Genomic DNA, 22,169 nt, shown 5'->3' on the forward strand with positions numbered 1-22,169 from the left:
CTAAGCTATGCTTTTATATAAACTTTAAAAGTTGTACCTACATTAACCTCACTTTCAACCTCGACTCTGCCTCCAAGCATTTCTGCCTGTGTCTTTACCAGGTGAAGTCCAATACCTTTGCCGCTGGTATTGGAATGGAAGCGTTTGTAGAGTCCAAAAATTTTATCTTTTTCCTTGGCTAAATTTATGCCACAACCATTGTCACTAATGCGGAGGCAAATATAGTCACTATCTTTTGTTGTATTTAAGTTCAAATGCAGTTTTCTATTAGATGATCTATATTTTATTGCATTTGTAACTAAGTTCTGGATAATACTATACACATAGCTTCGCACACTAACAACAGTCGGAGCCAGTTTGAAGTTGTATTCAATAGAAGCATCTATATCTTTTACTTTCTCTGAAATACTCTCCAGTACATCTTTGAGCACATCTTCAAAGGCAATCTCTTCTTTAACAAGGTTCTCTTCATTTCTGATAGAGAGGATATCGTTTAGATCCTGTATTGTCGTGTCAAGAAGCTGTGCAGATTTTACCAACCCGTCAATTACGCGCTGGTTCATAGGAGCTTCTGCCTTTGCCCGGTCATAAATAGACGTTAAGCCTAGAATGTTTGCTATTGGAGCTCTCAGGTTATGAGAAACAATATAGGCAAACTGTTGCAGGTTCTGGTTCTGGCGTATTAGTTGTTCGGTTAGCTCATTTCGTTTCGCCTCAGCAATTTTGTATTGGGTCATATCAGAGGCTGACGCATCAAACCGGATAATTTTTCCTTTCTCGTTCTTCATGGGAGAGATGCGTAGCAGTAACCACTTCATTTCTCCTGTGCGGCCAATTTTACGAACTTCCTGCTGCTGCCTTTTTCCTGTCAGCAGGTTTGGTACTACATGGTTTAGAAATTTATCTCTATCCGCGGGGTACATGGTTTCCAACCAAAGCCCTGCATTATTTCTGTAGTCGTTTTCGTTATAACCTGTTATTTCTACTGATTGAGGGCTAACATAAGTTATATTAAGCGACGTGTCAAAGGAGAAAATAACCTCAGGAACGTTTTCTATAGTCGACTGCAGTAAGTTCTTAGCTTCAGTTATTTCACGTTCAGCCAGCTTACGTTCAGTTATGTCCTGTATTGACCCTGATATTTTAATTATGTTGTTATTTGCATCGAGGGTAGGTTCTGTTATTTGATAAACATGCCTGGTTGATCCGTTCTGGAGCAGAATGCAATATTCTATATTAGAAATTAGCTTTTGAGAAAACACCCTGTTAATTTCTTGCTGCAGAGTATCTCTGTCTTCAGGGTGTATACGTTGTTTAAAGCTATGTAAGGTAGGGGTAAATGTTTCTTTTGTTACCTGGAAAACTTTATAAACCCCATCAGACCAGGTGAGGGTATCTGTTAAAGCATTGTACTCAAAGTTGCCCATTTTGGCCAACTCCTGTGCTCTAGCGAGTTGTGCCTCATTCTGCTTTATAGTTTTAATGGCATTTCTATGTTCTGATATATCCCTTAGAATGATAGAAACAGCTAGTACTTCAGCATTTTTGTTAAGTACTGGTCTGAATATTATCTCATAGAAAAAGTCATTTACGGCTTCTTCAAACTTCACCGTTCTACCTTTCAGTGCTCGTGCATGAGAATCTGTCACACATGCTTTTTTCTCAGGGACTATAAAATCAAGAAAGTTTTGACCTGTAGCTAAATCCTTTAAGAAGAATTTCTTTATTTCCTTGGCAGCCACAGCATTGAACATTGTAATATTCAGTTCCTGATCTAGAGAAAAAATAGCCTGAGGAGAACTGTTAAGCAAAGCGTGAAGGCTGGCTTCACTTTCTATTAGCTTCACTTGTGCTTCTTTAAGCTTGGTAATATTAATGAAGGTGCCATTCCATGTAACCTCTTCATCTTCCCCATAGGTAGGAATACTGTGTCCCCGTAGCCACATGCTTTTTTTTGTGCTAGGATGATTTACCCTAAATTCAAGCTCCCATGGGGTCAGGTTCTTATAAGAACATTCAACACTTTCTTTTACCAGGGCTAAGTCTTCAGGGTGTATATATTGCAAGAGTAACTCAGGAGCCTGATATATTGCATCAGGAGAAACATCTGTCAGTTTGTTAATCCCTTCGCTGATGAAGGTAAAAGCATATTCTTTCCGCTTACTAAGCTTGAACTGATAAACGATACCTGGTATACTGGAGCTGACTTCTTTTAACTGTTTCTCCCGCTTATTAATCTCTTCTAAGGCTTGTACACGCTCGTGTATATTAACTGCGGCTACAAGTCGTGGCTGGGTGTTGCCTTCAGGTGGTAGAGCATGAGAACTGACCTCAGCATAAAAAATGCTGCCATTTTTCCGCTTATGGCGACGTACGCTAGAGGCAAAGTTTTCTTTGCCAATTTCTGATAGCCTTTTAATGACTTCGTCGGTATCGCTTTCCGGGCGTATTTCTAATATGGTTTTTTGAAGAAACTCTTCTTGAGAATAGCCATACTCTCTTTGTGCAGCTTCATTAACCTGTAGGAATTTATAACTATTCTGGTCAAAAACCCACATTGGAATTGGGTTCTTATCAAAAAGCATCTGATACTGGTGTTTGCTTTTCAGTAAACTGTTATCAAGTAGCTGTTTCTCGTCAACCACTTCGCTTAGGGAAAGGCTTTTTTGTCTTGATTGCTTAGATACCCGCTTATAAAATACCGTAGCTATACCTGCTGTTATAAAAGCTAAGCATAATAAGAGTGCCTGGTGCTTAGCCATTTCATTAATAGAAGTAACAGTAGCTTTATCTTTTCCCTGCGCATACAGGTGTACTTTGTTATAAAGATCGGAAAGAAGATACTGGTAAGCCTGGTAGGCAGGTTCTAGATTCATTTCACTGTAGGTAACAGCTTCCTGAGTCTTATGCTGTGCATGTAGTTTTTTTAAACTATCGGCAACTTCAAAATATACTTTTTTATTGGCATTGAGCTGGGCAAGTAAGTCTCTGCTTATTATGCCTTTTAATAGCACTGGGAGCTTTTTTAATGTATTTGTACTACTATCTGTCTTTCTATGATATATAGTTTTAGCAGAAGGATTTGTTATAGCAAGTTGAGCCAGTAATTCTTGATGTGTTACGGCTAAATTATGCTGAGAATCGGCTAACAACTGCAGACTTAGGAGCGAATTTGATATATTTTTGTATTTTTCTTTTGTTGTATTGATGTTGTAAAAGGAGTATATACTGGTAATAGTTAATATTGTGGCTAAACCAATCAAAACAAAAGAAAAACTTCTGCCAACAATATCAGGACAATTTATAAAGCCTATTTTGCTATTACTAAAGTTCATTTTTAATTTTAATAATACAGCTGCTTATTCAGCAAACCATATCTTAAGTTTGTTTAGTTGTGCTGTGTCTTAGTGAAAGTATTGCTTAAATGCTTAAGCTTTAAGGTTTAAGCGTTTGTGCAAAAGTACTTAATATATTAATGCCTAAAAATGATTTTGAAATTAAAAACTCACTTTCAGGCTTTAAATTAATTATTTTATTTCGAACGGACAGAATATAGGTGTTAAAATATATATCTTATTTTGTTAAAAATCTGATAACATAACCTTAACACAAGAAACTTTGTTTAGTATAAGATATTATTTAAAGTAATTATATAATTATTTTAATAACAAGATGAGCCTGCTAGCTAAGGTTCCTTTTATATTGATCATGCTACGAAAGATAAGTCATGCTGTAATGTTTTTTTAGGATGATTTTTTTCAGCATGAGAGACTATGGGAAAAGCTTAAGGTTCCTGCTTCTATAGATAAACCTGATTTTATATACAGCTAATGTAGCTGGTTAGAATCAGCTGAATCTGGCTATATGTCTTAGTTGCTGCACATTTAGTTAGGAGAGGGCATAAAGCTTAAAAAATAAGTTTTATGGTTGTAAACCTAAGGGAATAAAGGCAATACTCAGATTTTAATCCATCATAAACTGCGGTGGTTGTGTTAAAGCAGAGATACTTTCTTCAAACAAATTCGATGGGGCAGAGGGCTCGAAAGTAAACACTGAGAACCTGGATAAGCTTTAAGAAGTTATGGCAAACATGCTGGAGGCTGAAACTATAAAAGGCACCGTTGAGAAAGTAGGTTTTAAAGCTGAACAGCTTTAACCTGATAATAGTTGTAACCTTTAAATTAAGCACCTTCATTTATAATTGGTCTGTTTTGCTTATTAGTAAAGGTTATTAATAATCCATAGCTTAACATAGCCAAACTGCATATTGTTAAGCCTAACGCTTCCCGCCCTTCTTCAACATTCTTAATAAGATATCCTGTTGTCGCGTCACGCATACTATCAGAAACTCCCTCAAAATGTTCAGGCCAGCAGTAGAAGGCTCCGGCGGCATATATAATGCAAGCTGCATACAATACTACTTTGTTAATTTTATTAAATGCTGCAGCAAAACTTAAAAGTGCTGCTATTGCATATACTATTATCCAGGCGAGCGCATCCGGGTCATTATACTGTACTGCGGCAAAGCCTAGAAAGCAGAAGCCTAATGTAAAAGCCCAAATTCTTATAAAGGTCATGCGTTATATGATTAGTAATTTCAACCACATCAACTTAATAAAAAATGAACACATAACCGATATTAAGTGCTATAAAAGCAGTGAGGGAAGGTTGTTAAACCTTCCCTCACTGCTTTTATTTGATAATTAGATTACCAGGCCCAACTAGGGCATATTACTTTCTTCGAATTGCGTAACTTAAACCCAAGTACAACCTCATGGCTACCAGCATGCCCAACACCTAAAGGTGATGTGCTGGCATCGTAAGAATAGGCTATGTCCATTAAGTGGCTCACATTTATGCCTGCCATAGCTGCAAAAGATTCTTTGTGTCTGTATGATATGCCTGCCCACAGCCTTTCTGCATAAAGTGCTTTAACAGTGGCATCTACTGAAGCGGGGCTAGGCTGCGCCATTTTAATCATGACAGATGGTATAACCGTTAAATTGTACATTACATCCAGGCGGTAACCTCCTGTAACAAAATAATGTTTCTGTAGTTCAGCATTATTATATTCTGGCGAGCCTGTATCTATGTACTGTCGTTTGCTAGGGACTAATTGTGATCCTGCTACACCTAAATAGTAATTCTGGGAATAAAGCCACAAACCCAAATCCAGATTAAACTTTAGTTCATTCACGCGGCCATCTACAATAGCCGGGTCATCTATCATTGGGTTTCCTGTTTTGACATAGTTCTGGTCCAGGCTGTACTGAATAACTCCAGGTGCTATGCCTGCAGAGACTCGTGTGGTACGGGAAACTGGTAAATGATAAGCATAGCTAACATTGGCGCTACTACGCTTTAAAGGACCAGTTTTGGTTGTCATAAGCATGCCGCCCACACCATGGTGCGCTTTTACCCGGCGGTAAACATTTGTGCTTTTGTTGCTGATCTCATTTGATTTTCCTCCTGCTTGTTTCCTGCTGTATGTGCTGGTCATATCCTTATTGATAGGGGTATGAATAGTAGCATAATAGGAAACCGGTGCGCCTTCTAAGCCTGACCATTGTTGGCGTGTTCCCAGTTTCAGGTCCACGTAATCCTCTATACCGGAAATGGCAGGGTTCAGGAGGTAGTTGTTAAGCGTATACTGCGTGTATTGTGGCTTTTGCTGTGCAAGCACCTGGCCAGACAGTAAAAGCACGGTTACAAAAGCTAGAAGTTTGTTCATAGATGTTTAGTTACTTCACAATTGTTATACTGCCTGTTATTGGCTTCTCATCTTTGTCTAGTTGGATAATGTAATAGTAGGTTGCCAGAGGCAGTTCCTGACCATTCTGACTACCATCCCAAGGGGCTTGATAACCATCGGATATAAATACCTGATTACCCCACTGGTTAAATACCTGCACTTTACAGTTAGGGTACTTTGAGATGTTTTCTATCATCCATATATCATTTATGCCGTCCCGGTTTGGAGTAAAAGTGTTTGGCACCGATACTAAAGGCAGCACAGTAACTGTAACTTCATCTGTGAAAACACACCCTTCTTCTGTTTTAACTGTCACAATATAAGTAGTAGTCTTTTCAGGTGTAGCTACCGGGTTGGCTATATTCGGGTTATTAAGGCTTATTGCCGGAGACCAGGAATAGCTTATTCCTCCTGTGGCGTAAAGTTCTGCTTTTCTACCTTCGATAATAGTTATATCAGGGCCGGCATTTGCCGTAACTTCCACCACATTTACTGTTACCTCTATGCGTGGGCTAACGCATGAGTGTACTTCCTGCACATAATAGGTAGTAGTGTGGTAAAGTGCAGGTGTTGTGAAGGTGCTGCCAACATTTATTGGAGTTCCCCCGGACGCGCCTGCGTACCATTCTATTCTGCCTCCTGTGCCTGCAGCTGTAAGGGTTGCCGCATTGCCTCCGCAAATAGATGCATCATGTACAACTGGTGCTGCTGGAAGAGGTGTAACAGTTATCATAACCGTATTACTTATCAGTTCTTCGCACGATTCTGAGGTGGCTATTCGTCTGAACCAAGTGTTCTGTACGAGCTCCCTCGGGTTATAATCTTTCCTGTTGTTTGCTCCGGGTGCAATGGTATAGCCACTGTTGGGCCCTTCGATGCTGTATTCCCACAAATAGTTATAATCTCCGCTTCCTCCCCTAGGTACTGTTCCTGTTAAGGTAGCTGGCGCTGTATCATAACAGATTGTCTGGCTTGTGCTTATTTCATTATTAGTTAACACTGCGTTTACAGTAATCATAACAGCTGCACTCTCATCTGTTCGGGTGTTAGAAATAACAAGGCGTCTGAACCATGTCGTCTGTGTTAAAGCTTGTGGAGTATAGTCCTTGTCATTGCTTATTCCTGCTGCTGTTACCCAGCCTCTGCCAGGCCCCTGAATACTTGCTTGCCACAGGTATTCATAGTCGCCATAACCACCAGTCGGAGCATTGCCAGTAATGGTAGCTGGTCGGTTATTATAGCATATAATCTGGTCTGCTTGTATGAGGTTATTTGCTATTGGCGGAGTTATAGTAATTTTTACAAGGTTAGATATGTTTTCACATCCACCAGAGTAAACAATACGTCTGTACCAAGTATCTTTTGTTAAAGCTTCTGGAGCATAATTTTTACCTGTATTTGGGTCTGCGGCAGGAGTAAAGTTAGTGCCGTCCTCACTGTACTCCCAGAGGTAAGTATAATTTTCACTTCTTCCTCCTGCAGGAACTGAGCCTGATAACGGAGCAGGAATCTGTCCGTAATAAATATTCTGAGATAGCGTAATGGTGTTTCGTGTTATTTCCGGATAAACTAAAATCTCAACCACATTAGAAGGTTCGGCGCATGCACCGGAGGTAACTGAGCGTCTGAAGTAAGTGGTCTCTTTTAATGCCCCCGGCTTGTAATGCTTACCTCTGCCGCCAGTAGCCACTGGTATGAATGACCCAGGTGTGTTTGTAGTAGAGTACTCCCAAACAAAGTCATAAGAGCCTGTGCCACCAGTTACGTCTGAGCCAATAAGTTCTTCTGGAGCTGTGTTGGTACAAATAGCCTGGCTGGCAGTAATGGTATTATTAGCTATTAAATCATGCACAACAACTTCTACTGGATCCGAAAGGTCATAACATTCTCCGGATATTGCTTTACGACGGAATAATGTAGTTTTTGTTAATTCGTATGGAGCATAAGTTATGTTCGTATTAGGTGCAGGGGCTACTTTATAGTTAACACCATCTTCACTATACTCCCACAAATAAGTATAGCTGTTATTGCCACCTGATGGTTTGACACCTGAAATTAAACCGGGTCGTCCTCCATAACAAACAGTATTATTAACCATACTGATGGTGTTGTTCTCTATCTTAGGAAGAACATTGACTCTGACAACATTACTTAAGTTGTTAAGACATGCTCCTGATGTAACAGAGCGCCTGTACAAGGTTGGAATAGTTAAGGGTGCAGGAGCTGTATAATCATATTTGGTGTTATCGCCTGGAGCAGCGGTAAAGCTAACACCATTGTCTGTACTGATTTCCCAGGTGTACTTGTAAGAATCAGGGCCTTCGCCTCCCTCTGGTATTTCACCTGTGATAGTTGCTGGTACGTCTCCTTCACAAATTGTTGGAACGTTATTTATGTAATTGTTGGAGATTTCGGGTAGTACAGTTATCAATATTGGTTCTGATGCTAACTCGCAACCTGCAGACATAACAACTCTTCTGAACCATGTGCTTTTGGTAAGAGAGCCTGGTTGATAAGAAGGGTCAGTTGCTCTGTACACTAATGTATATACACTGTTAGCCTCTTCTGATTTAGACTCCCATCTGTAGGTGTACCTGCCATTTCCACCATTAGGTGTTGGCCCAGAGCCGATGAGTTTGTTTGGTGCCTGGTTATAACATATGGTGGTAGCATTATCGGTGACAGCGATAGTGTTATTATCAAGGGCAGGGTAAACCGTTACCTTAACCTCCGTACGAGGGCTTACGCAATCATCAATTTCGCTTTCAGCATAGTAAGTGTAAGTGCCACTGGCTGTTAGAGAAGGAGTAAATGTTTTACCTGTAAACTGTAAATTACCGTCGCTGTCGTACCAGTTATAGATAGGTTCTGTACCATTTGGGGACATTCCTTCTGCCACTAACACAGCCTCTCCTGGCCCGCACATACTATATGGCTCTACTATAGGAGCAGGTATTAGCGGCCTAACAGTTACGATTACTTGTGTTCGGGGTCCTACGCAGCCATTCTCGCCTGTAACCTCAGCGTAGAAATAGGTAGATTTAGTAAGCGGTGAAGTGGTGTATTTATTTGTTTCGTTAGTTGGTAAAGGCAAGCCACCGCTTGCTACGCTGTACCACTTAACTAAATTTGTTGTGTTTACACTTAATGTGGTTGTGCTGTTATAGCAGATATTGGTGTTGCCGTTTACTACGGGTGCTTCAGGAAGAGGCTTTACTGTTACCTGCATCTCATCTGTAGTGGAGCAGGAGCCAGTATAGTAAGTGTAGGTAAGCGTATAAGTTCCTGCCTTACTTGGGGTAAAAGTTCCGGCTTCTGACACATACTCAGACCCGCTCCACGAACCACCTACAGGAGTTCCATACAGATTAATGTTGCCACTGTTAAGGCATACCTCTCTGTCAACTCCTGCATTGGCTTCAAAAGCATCCCTTACCTCTATTGTCTTCTCATCGAAGTTAGTGCAGCCTTTGGCGTCAGTGTAAGTATACCTTAGAACAAAGAAGCCGTGCCCATCAGGAACAAAGTAGCCATCGGCACTAACATGCTCTCCACTCCATGTACCGCCTGCAGGACTACTGCCTTTTAACTGTATTGGCGTAGGGTTGTCACATACAATCATATCCGGGCCAGCATTAACAACCGGTAGAGGGTTTACAGTAACAGTAACAGTTGCTGTGTTGCTACATGTGGTTTCTGAGTTATAGCCTGTTACAGTATAAATGGTTGTTTCTTTAGGAGATGCTGTTACACTATTGCCTTCTGTGGCACTTAGTCCAGTAGCAGGTGACCATGTATAAGTATCTGCACCTGATGCTATAAGTGTCGCTGTGCCTTGCTCAAAACAGATCTCTGCAGCAGAGTTTTTAACAGTAACTGTAGGTAAAGGATTTACTACCACGGTTACAGATTGGGTACTAATACAACCTGTTGTAGTATTGGTACCTGTAACGGTGTAGGTGGTCGTTTCTGTTGGAGCAACTATTACCTCAGCATCTATGTCGGTGGTGAATAAGCCTGGAGCAGGTTCCCATGTATACGTATCAGCACCGGTAGCTTTTAACCTGATGCTCTCCGTTTCGCAGATAGTAGTTATTGGAGCTTCTATCTGTAAATCAGGTAGCGGATTGATCGTTATGGTTTGTACACCAGCCTCAGAGGTTACACCACATTCGTTTGTGGCATACACCAAGACTTTATAAACAGCAGGCGTCTTGAAGTTGATAACAGGGTATTTAGAATTTCTGTCAGTGCCATTATCAAAGGAATAATCTCCTTGCCCGGAAATCACATTCACTTCCCATGTATAAGAACTGATGTTGCCAAACTGAGCATCATACTGTGGATGATGCTTCATGTCGTTATTAACACTAAAGTTTACTATCTGTGATTCACAATAGGATTGATCTGCCGTTGGGAAAGTAACTATAGGCTTACCTTTTATGGTGATAGTTTCTGTTTTAGTACTTGGTTCGCAGCCATTATTGGCTGTAAGGGTAATGTTATACTGGCCGGGTTTAGTAAAGTTAAATACTGGCTCTTTTGAAGTTTCGTCGCCACCTGCCATGTTGCCCCAATTGCTTACAGGTTGACCATCTAAGTCTGTTACCGCCCAATTCCAGAAGACATCTTCCCCGGTAGAGGTGTTTAGAACGCTTACCGTATTATTGATGCAATTAGTTGTTGGAGAGGGTTGCAGTGTAAAATCAGCTACCGGAGGAGCTACAATTTTAAAGGACATGTCTGCAGAGCTGGCCTGGCAATTTGTATTAGGATCGTCAGGAGATGCAGTAAGCACCACAGTGTAATCTCCGGGCTGGGTAAAAATGATTTTGGCTCCTTCTGAGCTCGTAGTAATATTCCAGCCTGTTTCAGGTGTTATTTCCCAACTGGCAGTGTAAGGCATCGTATTGCCATTACCATCCAAGCCATCTGTAGAGTTATCCTCCAGAATAATTTCCTGATTAACACAGTAACTACTCCTGCTGGTTAATCCTATTTCTGCCTTAGGGCCTTCGGTCACTCTAATACCTTTCCAGGTACTTTCTGAACTGCTACAATTATTAGATGCTACACCAGTTACAGAAAAGCCGCCAGACGTTGAAGCTTGTGTAAAAGTATGTTCTAAAACAGAATCTTGCAGTAATTCCTGGTGTGTGCGTGTAATAGTTTCGGAGCCATCATTGATGGTGAAAGTATAAAGCGTGTTGGGCGGGTTCTTTTTGAAGCCCTTAACGGTAAATTTATAAGTAGCAGGCGCACATAAATAAGAACTACCGCCGACGTCTACCAACACATTGGGGTTGCTGCCAATATAAACTGTTTCCTTTTTAACTTCTTTACAGCCCGATGCTCCTGTAACTGTAAGCACCAACTCAAAGGAGGTTGCTACATCTGTTTCGTAGACATGGCTTACATTGCTGAATTCTGGCCCATAGGTGTTTTCATTGCCGTCTCCCCAACTAATATGATAGCTTAGATTTGTATCTTTCGTACTAGAGGTATTCTCAAAATCAAATCTAACAGAAATAACACCACTGCTACTGTAATTACAATAGATGAAGTTCTTTGTTAAGTTTGTGTTTATGATATTGGCATCCACATCATCACAGTCCTCAGTACTTAACGCCTGAGCGTACACATTTCTGCTATTAAGCCCACAGAACAAAATGAGCAGTACTAACAAAATGCCTTTTAATATTGGCTGCATGGTTAAAAGCTGTAAAAGTTTGTTTTAATATAAAGTCTTTATGTTATGGTAAAAATGCTGAAGCCTTGAACGGCTTCAGCAGTAAAGGTTGCACATAAGAGCATCTGGGACAGCTAATCTGTGCGGGTTTTAATTACTATGCAATATTTATATACTTATATTTATATATAATATGTTTTGCTTAAATTGTTTAGTTCTATTTATGAACTAAAATTGGCAACTAATCTGTCAAAATTAAATGCAATGACTGTGGTGTATAAAGTTTATCCATATTTTGTATTTATCTATGTGGATTAAACTGCCATGTGAAATTTGCTATATTAAATATTATTCTTGAGTTAACAATTTTATGTTCAGCCTTCATGTGGTATATTTTCTGCTAATCTAGTAATATGGCTAGAAATGCAAAAGTTTTTTCTGTTTAAAAAGTTCATAGTTAAGTATATGATAAAGTTAATATTATCATTTTAAAATATCTTGATTAGTGTTTTGTAATTGGATTTAACATATAAGTATTAGCTTTAATAAAGTAATAAGAACTTGATTTAATCCTTTTGTTATATATTTTCTATTTAATGTTAAGAATAAATAAATAATTACAATTTTATTCAGTGAAAACCGAGTCTGAAAAATCAAAAAAATAACTTTAAATATTATATAATAAACTGCGGCTGGGGTATAGCATAAAACCTTTATATATAGCATATAAAGGTTTTATTCTATATATAAATAATATTATTTATATTTTAATTGAAGATGAGGTACTATTAAAGATTTAGGCTGAATGATTTACTGTAGTTGTTAGTATTAGCGGTCATGCCAGAATATTTGCTTTTGGTATATATGAATAATGATAAACATTATCTGGATTTGGTCGTATTTGTGGATAGCTACCAAGGATAATGGAAATAAGATTATCTAGGATTTTAAACAGCAACCAGTTTCGTTTTGAATAAAGGTTATTAAGCTTCTGATAAAAGAGGTTCACAGGGTGGTTTAGTAATACTTTGTTCTGTTTTTATTGAAAATAACAATTATTTGTTGTTGAGTTGTCAGCCATAAACAGGAGACTTGAGGGGCAAGTAGTTAAGTTAGTTATATATGCGCCATGAGTAGGTACCGACATTACTATAGTTTAAATAGAGTTATCCTTTTGGTGTTAGATATTACTTTGATTGCTTTTGCTTTTAAAATATCTAACTACTTCCGGTACGGTGATTTATTAATGGGTTACCAGTACAATGTATTCTTTATACTGTTTGCTATTTTTTGGTGGATAGTATCCGGGTTTAAGAATTTTATTTTTAGAGTAGATGGTTTTTTCTCAATAGAAAAGAAACTGGCAAATGTAATCAATGCCTTTATATTGCATGCTTTTCTACTGGCAAGTTGCATTGTTGTTTTTAACCTGGAGCAGCTTTCCCGCTTGTTGTTACTCTACACCTACATTTCCGCAGCTCTTCTTATTGGTACAAGCCGGCTTCTTCTGTTTCAACTGAACCGCTTCTTTACAAAGTCCGACATGGCTTACTCCCGGTACGTAATTGTAGGTACAGGCCAGACGGCCCTGTCTTTGCTGCATACTTTTGAAGGAGATGATAACCCTGGCAACAAGTTTATGGGTTTTTTTGATGATGATCCTGATGAAGAAAGCCTCTGTTACAACCAAGTGAAAGGTTCTTTGTCTGATTTAAAAGAGTATTGCCTGCAAAACAATATTGATGAAATTTATTACACACTTCCATTAAATAACAGAAAACATATAGAAGAACTCACGAATTTTGCTGACGAAAGCTTTATTTACTTTAGAATAGTGCCTGATTTTAGTGGTCTTGTACAGAAAGAAGTGAACATGTACTTTTACCACAATATGCCTATCATAAGTGTACGTAAGGAGCCGCTTGTGCATGTGCCTAATCGTATAGCTAAGAGGGTGTTCGACATTGCCTTTTCGCTGGCTGTTATTCTGTTAGTGTTTCCAATAGTTTTCCCTGTAATAGCATTGCTTATCAAGCTGGAGTCTAAAGGGCCTGTTTTTTTCAGACAGCTACGCCCCGGAAAGAAAAACAAGCTTTTTTTGTGTTACAAATTCCGGACAATGTCTGTAAACAACAGTACTGAGTTACAGGCTACTTTAAATGATCCACGCATAACTAAAGTAGGAGCGTTCCTTAGAAAGACAAGTCTTGATGAGTTGCCGCAATTTTTCAATGTCCTTTTAGGAGATATGTCTGTGGTTGGTCCGCGTCCGAATCTGGTATCACAGCTGGAACACTATTCTAAACTTATATCGAAATATAATATGCGTCATTTTGTAACGCCAGGTATTACAGGGTATGCACAGGTGAGTGGTTTTCGTGGAGAAACAAAAGACATGCGACTAATGGAAAAGCGTGTAGAGTATGATGTGCAGTATATGGAAAACTGGAGTTTTATGATGGATATCAAAATTATCTTTCTGACAGTTTGGAATATGATCAAAGGAGAGAAAAATGCTTACTAACATACCTGAGCCCACATTACAACAAGAACCACCATTAAAACAGAAGTATAAGGTCTTAACATCTTTAATATCGGTCGGTACTTTTGATGAATTTGTAAATCATATATTCTGGCTTTCCGAAAATAAGCCTTCATCTTATGTATGCTTTGCCAATGTACATATGCTGATGGAAGCTTATCATGATAAAGAGTTTAACAAGTTACTTAATGAGGCTGATGTAGCTACGCCCGATGGAGGCCCAGTCTCTAAGTTGATACATATGCTTTACGGGCAGTCGCAGGACAGGGTGGCGGGCATGGACATGTTGCCCCGTTTATTGAAGGAAGCTGCTAACAGAGGTAAGTCTGTTTTTTTTTATGGCTCCACAGATGACGTGTTAAATACTTTAGTCTCGAAGGCTAAAGAAGAATTTCCTGCTTTAAAAATAGCTGGTTCGTTTTCTCCGCCGTTCCGTAAGCTGTCTCATATAGAAGATACAGCTATCATAAATATGATAAATGAGGCTAAACCCGACCTTATATTTGTGGCATTGGGCTGCCCTAAACAGGAGCGATGGATGCAGGAGCATAAAGATAAGGTAAACGCCTGTATGTTAGGGGTAGGGCAGGCCTTTATGACGTATGCAGGACTGGAAAAAAGATTGCCTAAATGGGCTAGGAACTTGTCTTTGGAGTGGACTTATAGATTGTGGCTGGAGCCTCGTCGCCTGTGGAAGCGCTACCTGATCACCAATAGTATGTTTATCCTATTAGTATTGAAGCTATTACTGCAACATAAAACCAACAAAAGTAATAAGCTCCTTCCGGAATAACTCTTGTATTAGGCTGTATCTGATGAATCAGAATCAGATTATTTAGTAGTCTAAAATTATATCATTAGAGCTAATAGACAGTGCTTAAAGTTCTGGGTTCTTTCTTTGAAAGATACTCATCAGACACAATTTAGTTAGTGTCCTTTATCTGGTGCTTTTGTATTTTCATTTTGTAAGGAGAAGCAGGCTGTTCATTATGAGGTCTCTTAGCTTCCCAACTTTGGCTTGTTGCACAGTTTTAAATCTAATTAAACAGTAACAGTATATCAGATTTTGATAGAAGCTTGGCCTGTAACAACTACCTGAATGATATGTTGGTTGAGTTATTTGGTTTTACTGTCTTTAATCTTTTGTTCTTCTGTTTTACCTGAGGCCAGACTTTATTAAGTGTCAAAAAAATAAATATGTTAAATCAAAATATATTGATTCGCGTATTTACTCAGTAGCTGACAGAATGTAAGCTATTGCTAGCATTAAATTATTGAATGTTACCCCAACCCGTTTCTTATGAAAGCAGTTTTACTTGCTGGTGGTTTTGGCACCAGGATAAGCGAAGAAAGTGGTGTAAGACCAAAGCCAATGGTAGAAATAGGAGGAAAGCCTATCTTATGGCATATAATGAAAATATATTCCTATCACGGTATAAATGAATTTATTATCTGCTGTGGATATAAAGGACACATTATAAAAGAATATTTCGCCAACTACTGCCTTTACAATTCCGATGTAACTTTTGATATGCGCAAGAACAGTATGGAAGTACATAAGAACCATACAGAATCTTGGAAAGTAACGCTTGTAGACACCGGCGAAAGCACTATGACAGGCGGACGTTTGAAACGGGTAAGAAAGTACATAGGCGACGAGACCTTTTGCCTGACTTATGGAGATGGAGTAAGTGATGTGAATATAACCGAAGCTATAGCATTTCATAAGCAACAAGGCACGTTGGCTACTCTTACTGCTGTACAGCAACCTGGTCGTTTTGGAGCATTCACACTATCTGCTGAAGCAAAACAAGTAAACCAGTTTAAGGAAAAGCCCGAGGGTGGCGATATGCCCTGGATTAACGGAGGCTTCTTTGTTTTAGAACCGGGTGTCATGGATTATATAGAAGATGATAGTACCGTTTGGGAACGTAAGCCAATGGAAATGCTGGCTGAGGAAGGAGAGCTATCTGCCTATCGGCATACAGGTTTCTGGCAGCCAATGGATACCCTGCGGGATAAGAATGTGCTGGAAGAACTTTGGCAAAGCGGAAAAGCACCATGGAATGTTTGGCATAAAGTATTATCCGAGGCTGTTAACTAGACTTTTACATTATGATTATAGTCGATAACTATTTACAAGCCCGTGAGCGGGAAGGAAACCCTATTCGTGTTGGCGTGTTTGGTGCCGGCGAGATGGCACAAGGTATGGTTAACCAAATCATGCGATACACACCAGGCATGGAGGTGGCTGTAATAGCTAACAGAACTTTAAGCAAAGCGATTGATGCTTATGAGTACACTGATACCAAAGCGGAAGTATGTGAGGATTTAGAAGCATTGCAGCATTGCCTGGATAAAGGAGGCTATGCTGTAACAACTAATGCAGAACTACTGTGTGAGGTAAACGGACTTGATATATTAGTTGAAGCTACAGGTACTATAGAATATGCAGCTAACCTGATTCTGAAAGCATTTGAGAATGGGAAACATGTGCTTATGTTTAACCCGGAAGTTGATGCCACACTTGGACCTATCTTAAAGGTATATGCCGATAAAGCTGGTGTTATGCTAAGCGGCTGCGATGGCGATCAGCCGGGCGTTATCATGAATCTTTACCGTTTTGTAAAAAGCATAGGTCTGAAGCCTGTGCTGTGCGGAAATATTAAAGGGCTGCAGGACTTTTACCGTAACCCAACAACGCAGGCAGGTTTTGCAGCGCAATGGCACCTGACACCAGAAATGGTAACTTCCTTTGCAGACGGAACTAAGATATCTATTGAGCAGGCATGTGTGGCAAATGCTACCGGAATGGGAGTTGCTAAACGCGGCATGCTTGGTTATCATTACAAAGGGCACATTGATGACATGGTGACTATGTACGATGCCGAAGAACTGGAGCGCTTGGGAGGCATTGTTGACTATGTAGTGGGGCCTAAACCTGGGCCAGGCGTTTTTGTATATGCCACCACCACCGATCCTAAAACAAAACATTACCTTAACTATGGTAAGCTGGGAGAGGGGCCTCTTTATAGTTTCTATACACCATACCACCTTATTTACTTCGAGATTCCACATTCTATTGCCAGAATGGTGCTTTTCAATGACATTATCATGGCTCCTATTGCTGGTCCTGTGGTAGAGGTTATCACCATGGCTAAAACAGAACTGAAAGCCGGCAAGAAGCTGAATGGCATTGGCGGATACGATTATTACGGGCAGTGTGAAAATGCGCCAACAGCTCGTCAGGAGAACCTGCTTCCTGTTGGGCTGGCTGAGGGTGCAGTTGTCAAGCGCGATCTTCCACGGGACCATGTAATTACTTTTGATGATGTAGAGCTACCAGAGGAAAATTTGGTACAGCGCCTGTACAAAGAACAGCTAAAAACTTTTTTCCCTGAACACTATAAGGAGAACGTGCCAGCATAGCGTCAGGAAAGAGATTATAAAGAACGAATAACCTATATCTATGGAGAATACTGTTGCGGCTAAAAAGACTAATAAGGTTTTGCAGGAAGACATGGAAAACATTTTTCAGAACCTTTCAGCCGCAGAAAAAGATAAACTTAGAAATTCCACAGTGCTGATCACAGGTTGTGGAGGATTTCTGGGCTATTACTTTATGCACTTCTTTGCTGCATTTGCCGAGGAGTTACAGTTAAAGAAAGTAATAGCCCTGGAGAACTTTCTGACAGGTACGAAAGACTGGCTGGATGACCTGATAGGTAGTAACCCGGAGGTTTTTTCTTTACATGAGTTTAACGTTATAACAGATGATGTAGCAGATATTTCAGGTGCTGCTGAGGCTGACGTGGTCCTACATTTGGCGTCTATTGCATCGCCCACTTTTTATCGTATTTACCCTATTGAAACCGTAGATGCGAACATAACCGGTCTGCGTCGTCTGCTTGATTTTTATGCTGAAAAATCTGTAAAAGCATTTCTGTTCTTCTCCAGTAGCGAAATATATGGAGATCCGTTTCCTGAGTTCATTCCTACAAAAGAAGATTATCGAGGTAATGTAGCCACTATTGGTCCACGTGCCTGTTACGACGAAGCTAAACGTTTTGGAGAGACACTTTGCTATCTGTTTGCACAAAAGCACAAGATGCCAATTGGGGTAGCCCGGCCATTTAATAACTATGGCCCAGGTATGAACATAAACGACAAACGGCTGCCTGCTGACTTTGCCAAAGCTATTGTGGAGGGGCGCGACCTTGAAATTTTCTCTGACGGCACACCCACCCGTACTTTCTGCTATATTTCAGATGCCATTACTGGTTACCTGAAGGTGATGCTGCATGGAAAGTTTGATGTGTTCAACATAGGTATGGACAAACCTGAGCTTTCGGTGCGGGAGTTTGCAGAGATATTTAATAGGAAAGGAAACGAAATATGGGGCTATAGCGGGCAAATAACTTTCCAGGAACCGGAAGACAAAGAATACCTAACGCATAACCCTAACAGACGCTGCCCTGATATCAGCAAAGCTAAGCAGTTGCTGGACTATAACCCGTCGGTGCATGTAGAAGATGGCATTGCCCGCTTTTTAGAGTTTTTACATATAAACAGAGGTAAATTAGTATAGTATGATAACAGTACTCGGACTTGGTTTTGTGGGCCTTACAACAGCCTTAGGCTTTAGTAAGAAAGGCTTTAAAGTATATGGAATTGATCTCGACAAACAAAGAGTTGACAGTATCAGCAACTATAACATCCCTTTTTACGAACCACACCTGGACGAGGCGTTGAGGGAGGAATTAGGCAATAACTTTGTTGTGGACGCTCCGCTTGAAGAAGCCGTAAATAATAGCAAAGCAGTAATTATATGTGTGGGCACACCAAGTAACGAAGACGGAAGTGCTAATTTGTCTTATATTTTTAGCGCCGTAGAAAGTGTTTTTAAAGCAAGCGAGGGGGAGTTTAAAGTTATTGTTACCAAGTCTACAGTTCCTCCGTCTACTATCTCAAAAAAAGTAAAGCCTTTTGTAGAGGAGATGAACAGAGCTTACAACAAGCCCATAGGTTTAGCATCTAACCCGGAATTTTTACGCGAAGGCCATGCCTGGAACGACTTCATGAATCCAGACAGGGTGGTAATAGGAGTGGAAGATGAAGACTCCAAAGAGATTCTGAACCAGGTTTACATCCCTTTTAATGCTCCTGTGCATTATGTGAGTTATAATTCTGCAGAGTTTATCAAGTACCTTTCCAACACGCTGTTGTCTACGCTGATCAGTTTCTCTAACGAGATGGCTATGATCGCCGATCATATTGGAGATATTGATGTGCCGACAGCTTTTAAGATACTGCACCAGGATAAGCGCTGGTATGGTACACCTGCCGCCATGGCAAGTTATGTATACCCTGGCTGTGGCTATGGCGGTTACTGTTTACCCAAAGATACAGCTGCCCTCAACAGCATTGCGAAAGACCATGGCTTTGAGCCAAAAGTGCTGGAAGGAAACCTGAAGATTAATGAAGAGATAAAGGACTTTGTAGCAGAAAAAATTGCAGCTGTTGTTCCAAAAGAAAACACCATAGCTATACTTGGCCTTGCCTTTAAAAGCGGTTCAGATGATGTTCGTCTAACACCTAGTAAGTTTATCATTGAAAAGCTGCTGGCGAAAGGCTATACAAATATTGTTGCCTATGACCCTATGGCTAATGAGATTTTTGATAAGATGTATAACTTCCCAATTAAGTATGTAGGTTCTTTAGAAGATATTGTGGAGCAGGCAGACGACCTGGTACTGCTAACCGCATGGCCAGAGTTCAAAGAAAATAAAGACTTACTGCAAAGCAAGCGCCTGTTCGACTTCCGTTATACCTTAGCTGACTTACCAGCTTCAGTAGTTGGAGATACTTCTGCATAATATATTACAGCATAAACAGATGGAATGGCTGAACGTCACAAGAAAAGTTTTGAGCTCTTAGCCATTGCTATTATTTATGTAGTTACCTGCTAACAAATAACGTCTGAATCAGTAGCAGTATTACTATTACCTGCATTTCAGCTATAACGATACCCATAAAGTAATTACAGCTTGTATGATTTTTACAGAGACAAAGTTAAAAGGAGCATACATAATTGAGTTAAAAAAAATAGAAGACGAGCGAGGGTTCTTTGCCAGAGCCTGGTGCCAGAACGAAATGACGGAGCATGGTCTTGCTGACCGGGTATTGCAAACAAATGTATCTTTCAACCCAAAGAAAGGTACGTTGAGAGGGATGCACTATCAAGTGAAGCCCCATGAAGAAAGTAAGCTGGTGCGCTGTACCAGAGGAGCTATATTTGATGTTATTATAGATTTACGTGTTAGTTCTGACTCATACAAGCAGTGGCTGGGGGTAAAGTTAACCGCAGATAATTACCGCATGCTATACGTTCCTGAAGGCTTTGCTCACGGCTATCTGACTTTAGAAGATAACACAGAAGTAACTTACCAGGTTTCAGAGTTCTATACACCTGGTGCTGAACAGGGCATCCGCTGGAACGACCCTGCTTTTAGAATCGAATGGCCGTTGGAGCCTCAGCTGGTTTCAGAGAAAGATAAAGCTCATGCAGACTTTGCAGGCCAACTTTATGAGTCTAGAGAATAAGATCTGTTGCTCTAACTTAAGCTGCTCTTAAAAGGTGTTGATGATGAAAGTAGGTTAAGAAGGTTTCTCTAGCATCGGCTTTAGCCTTTTATGAATATTTGCCTCGGCGGCAGGCACTCAAGTTTTTTCTTCTGGATAAAAGGCATAAAATAGGCGAATATTACTAAGGTGTTTTTTGTAGCTGGATAAGCAGTAGCCACAACACCATAAGCAAAGCCATTTTCTTCTACCATTCCACTCTCTATTCCTGAGCTGAATCAGGATACTCATAGTGATTATTGATCTTGATCTTCTCGATCTGCAGGTAATTTTTAAATTGATGAATAAGCTTATCCATTTCCTGCTCCTTTTGATGAAGAGCCACTACTTCTTCATTAGAGATTTCCAGTACAGGGCGTAAACGATTTAAGCTATCATTTAGCTGCACAATTGCAGCTTCAACATGTTTGCGTAGCTCTGCGTTTTCTTCTGTAAGAAGGCTTTGTTGTAATTCCGCTATATACATCTCCAGAAACTCTACCATGTGCCAGGGGTTATTGGGCTTATTCCAGGTAAAAGAGGTATTGCAGCGACGGCACTTATACGTGTTAATTTTCCAGCCGTGTTCTGTGGTAGTGCTTCCAGTGCGTTTCAGCATGTCTGCTTTAGTACATTTTGGGCAAGCGGCATTATCATCAATAATATTCTCTAGCCGCTCCCGTTTATCTAAAATGGCTGACCGGTTGTTGGCATGGTTATAAAGCTGTGTCTCCAGGTTCTGGCAGGCTTCCGTTAATTGTGAGTGTTCTGCACTTAGCTCTCCTGTTTGCATTAGCTGTCCGGCTCTTTTGCTAAAAAAGCGGATTAGTTTTATTAGTTCTCTCTCGTTTTGCTTCAGTGCTGGTTGGTTCATAAGTGTGTGGTTTTATCAAAGGTACAAAATATGCAGAACTCTTGCAGATGTACATAAAATTGCCGCTTGCTTAACCTCTTTCGCCAGGTTCGCGCAACCGCTTATAAATCCTAATCGCCAGCATCAGCATAGCAGAGAACAGGATAAGCCCGATTATTCCCCAAAGCATACTCAAGGAACTTTTTAGAACTACCAGAAAAACAATACTAATCAGAAAGAGCGTAGCCACCTCGTTCCAGATGCGTAATTGGGTAGAGTTGTATTTAATAACGCCCTGCTGTTGTTGCTTAAAAATATGGTGGCACAGGAAATGGTAAACGTATAACCCCACAACAAAGCAAAGTTTCCAGACAAGCCAGGAAGGGATGGAGCCATACAGGTGCAGTATAGTCAGTCCGAAAATAAGTGTAAGCACAGCGGAAGGCCAGGTAATACCATACCATAGGCGTTTCTGCATTAGGCTAAATTGTTTGAACAATATGGAGCGTTCCGGCTCAGACTTTTCAGCAGCTTCGGCATAATATATAAACAAACGCACAATATAGAAAAGGCCTGCAAACCAAGTCACCACAAATATGATATGTAAAGCTTTAATGTAAAAGAAGCTCATCTTTTTCAGAGAATTATTTGCTTCTGCAAAGGTAACGGTATTAAATGGTTTAATTAAGGATTTGTTCCTGTTGATAGCCTG

13 protein-coding genes are annotated in these 22,169 nt (G+C 40.1%); 7 read left to right on the forward strand and 6 right to left on the reverse strand.

The genetic code is table 11. From position 1 onward, the window contains the following. Positions 1-5: 5 nt before the first annotated feature. The 4 genes from LN995_RS01200 to LN995_RS01215 all read right to left on the reverse strand — a co-directional run bounded on the left by LN995_RS01200 (position 6) and on the right by LN995_RS01215 (position 11,462). Complete coding sequence (locus LN995_RS01200; protein ID WP_229957573.1) at positions 6-2,876, reverse strand: PAS domain-containing sensor histidine kinase; 2,871 nt, start codon at positions 2,874-2,876, stop codon at positions 6-8. Positions 2,877-4,181: 1,305 nt separating this feature from the next. Beyond that, positions 4,182-4,577, reverse strand: coding sequence for a transmembrane 220 family protein (locus tag LN995_RS01205; protein ID WP_229957575.1), 396 nt, complete (start codon positions 4,575-4,577; stop codon positions 4,182-4,184). Positions 4,578-4,708: 131 nt separating this feature from the next. Beyond that, positions 4,709-5,731: a PorP/SprF family type IX secretion system membrane protein gene (locus LN995_RS01210; RefSeq protein ID WP_229957577.1), complete on the reverse strand. Its 1,023-nt coding sequence runs from the start codon at positions 5,729-5,731 to the stop codon at positions 4,709-4,711. Positions 5,732-5,741: 10 nt separating this feature from the next. Next, positions 5,742-11,462, reverse strand: a complete 5,721-nt coding sequence (locus LN995_RS01215) for an Ig-like domain-containing protein (protein ID WP_229957579.1) — start codon at positions 11,460-11,462, stop codon at positions 5,742-5,744. A 1,108-nt stretch (positions 11,463-12,570) separates the two neighbouring features. Here LN995_RS01215 and LN995_RS01220 point away from each other — a divergent pair. The 7 genes from LN995_RS01220 (at position 12,571) to rfbC (ending at position 20,586) form a co-directional block, all read left to right on the forward strand. Further along, the gene (locus LN995_RS01220) at positions 12,571-13,965 is read left to right on the forward strand and encodes an undecaprenyl-phosphate glucose phosphotransferase (RefSeq protein ID WP_229957581.1); all 1,395 of its coding nucleotides are present in this window, start codon (positions 12,571-12,573) and stop codon (positions 13,963-13,965) included. Next, on the forward strand, positions 13,955-14,776 hold the full coding sequence (locus LN995_RS01225; RefSeq protein WP_229957583.1) for a WecB/TagA/CpsF family glycosyltransferase: 822 nt from the start codon (positions 13,955-13,957) through the stop codon (positions 14,774-14,776). Before LN995_RS01220 ends, LN995_RS01225 begins: the two co-directional genes overlap by 11 nt. A 507-nt stretch (positions 14,777-15,283) precedes the next feature. Continuing rightward, positions 15,284-16,087: a glucose-1-phosphate cytidylyltransferase gene (rfbF, locus tag LN995_RS01230; RefSeq protein WP_229957585.1), complete on the forward strand. Its 804-nt coding sequence runs from the start codon at positions 15,284-15,286 to the stop codon at positions 16,085-16,087. A gap of 11 nt (positions 16,088-16,098) precedes the next feature. Then, the gene (locus LN995_RS01235) at positions 16,099-17,412 is read left to right on the forward strand and encodes an NAD(P)H-dependent oxidoreductase (RefSeq protein WP_229957587.1); all 1,314 of its coding nucleotides are present in this window, start codon (positions 16,099-16,101) and stop codon (positions 17,410-17,412) included. A 40-nt stretch (positions 17,413-17,452) separates the two neighbouring features. Beyond that, positions 17,453-18,571 (forward strand): NAD-dependent epimerase/dehydratase family protein, encoded by a 1,119-nt coding sequence (locus LN995_RS01240; RefSeq protein WP_229957589.1) that lies wholly within the window; start codon positions 17,453-17,455, stop codon positions 18,569-18,571. Position 18,572: 1 nt separating this feature from the next. Then, positions 18,573-19,859: a UDP-glucose dehydrogenase family protein gene (locus LN995_RS01245; RefSeq protein ID WP_229957591.1), complete on the forward strand. Its 1,287-nt coding sequence runs from the start codon at positions 18,573-18,575 to the stop codon at positions 19,857-19,859. Positions 19,860-20,034: 175 nt separating this feature from the next. After that, positions 20,035-20,586, forward strand: a complete 552-nt coding sequence (gene rfbC / locus LN995_RS01250) for a dTDP-4-dehydrorhamnose 3,5-epimerase (RefSeq protein WP_229957593.1) — start codon at positions 20,035-20,037, stop codon at positions 20,584-20,586. Positions 20,587-20,827: 241 nt separating this feature from the next. Here the strand turns inward: rfbC and LN995_RS01255 are convergent, their stop codons facing one another. Further along, complete coding sequence (locus LN995_RS01255) at positions 20,828-21,478, reverse strand: hypothetical protein (RefSeq protein WP_229957595.1); 651 nt, start codon at positions 21,476-21,478, stop codon at positions 20,828-20,830. 70 nt (positions 21,479-21,548) lie between these two features. Continuing rightward, a complete protein-coding gene (locus tag LN995_RS01260) occupies positions 21,549-22,088 on the reverse strand; it encodes a CopD family protein (protein ID WP_229957597.1) in 540 nt (179 codons plus the stop codon). Positions 22,089-22,169 lie beyond the last annotated feature (81 nt).

Source organism: Pontibacter silvestris, assembly GCF_020907275.1.
GTDB classification, from domain to species: Bacteria; Bacteroidota; Bacteroidia; order Cytophagales; family Hymenobacteraceae; genus Pontibacter; species Pontibacter silvestris.

What these genes read in the sequence shown, in the direction of transcription:
- LN995_RS01200 (WP_229957573.1), bottom strand. Translation starts at nt 2,876, where the DNA reads ATGAATCTAGAACCTGCCTACCAGGCTTACCAGTATCTTCTTTCCGAT.
- LN995_RS01205 (WP_229957575.1), bottom strand. Translation starts at nt 4,577, where the DNA reads ATGACCTTTATAAGAATTTGGGCTTTTACATTAGGCTTCTGCTTTCTA.
- LN995_RS01210 (WP_229957577.1), bottom strand. Translation starts at nt 5,731, where the DNA reads ATGAACAAACTTCTAGCTTTTGTAACCGTGCTTTTACTGTCTGGCCAG.
- LN995_RS01215 (WP_229957579.1), bottom strand. Translation starts at nt 11,462, where the DNA reads ATGCAGCCAATATTAAAAGGCATTTTGTTAGTACTGCTCATTTTGTTC.
- LN995_RS01220 (WP_229957581.1), top strand. Translation starts at nt 12,571, where the DNA reads ATGAGTAGGTACCGACATTACTATAGTTTAAATAGAGTTATCCTTTTG.
- LN995_RS01225 (WP_229957583.1), top strand. Translation starts at nt 13,955, where the DNA reads ATGCTTACTAACATACCTGAGCCCACATTACAACAAGAACCACCATTA.
- rfbF (WP_229957585.1), top strand. Translation starts at nt 15,284, where the DNA reads ATGAAAGCAGTTTTACTTGCTGGTGGTTTTGGCACCAGGATAAGCGAA.
- LN995_RS01235 (WP_229957587.1), top strand. Translation starts at nt 16,099, where the DNA reads ATGATTATAGTCGATAACTATTTACAAGCCCGTGAGCGGGAAGGAAAC.
- LN995_RS01240 (WP_229957589.1), top strand. Translation starts at nt 17,453, where the DNA reads ATGGAGAATACTGTTGCGGCTAAAAAGACTAATAAGGTTTTGCAGGAA.
- LN995_RS01245 (WP_229957591.1), top strand. Translation starts at nt 18,573, where the DNA reads ATGATAACAGTACTCGGACTTGGTTTTGTGGGCCTTACAACAGCCTTA.
- rfbC (WP_229957593.1), top strand. Translation starts at nt 20,035, where the DNA reads ATGATTTTTACAGAGACAAAGTTAAAAGGAGCATACATAATTGAGTTA.
- LN995_RS01255 (WP_229957595.1), bottom strand. Translation starts at nt 21,478, where the DNA reads ATGAACCAACCAGCACTGAAGCAAAACGAGAGAGAACTAATAAAACTA.
- LN995_RS01260 (WP_229957597.1), bottom strand. Translation starts at nt 22,088, where the DNA reads ATGAGCTTCTTTTACATTAAAGCTTTACATATCATATTTGTGGTGACT.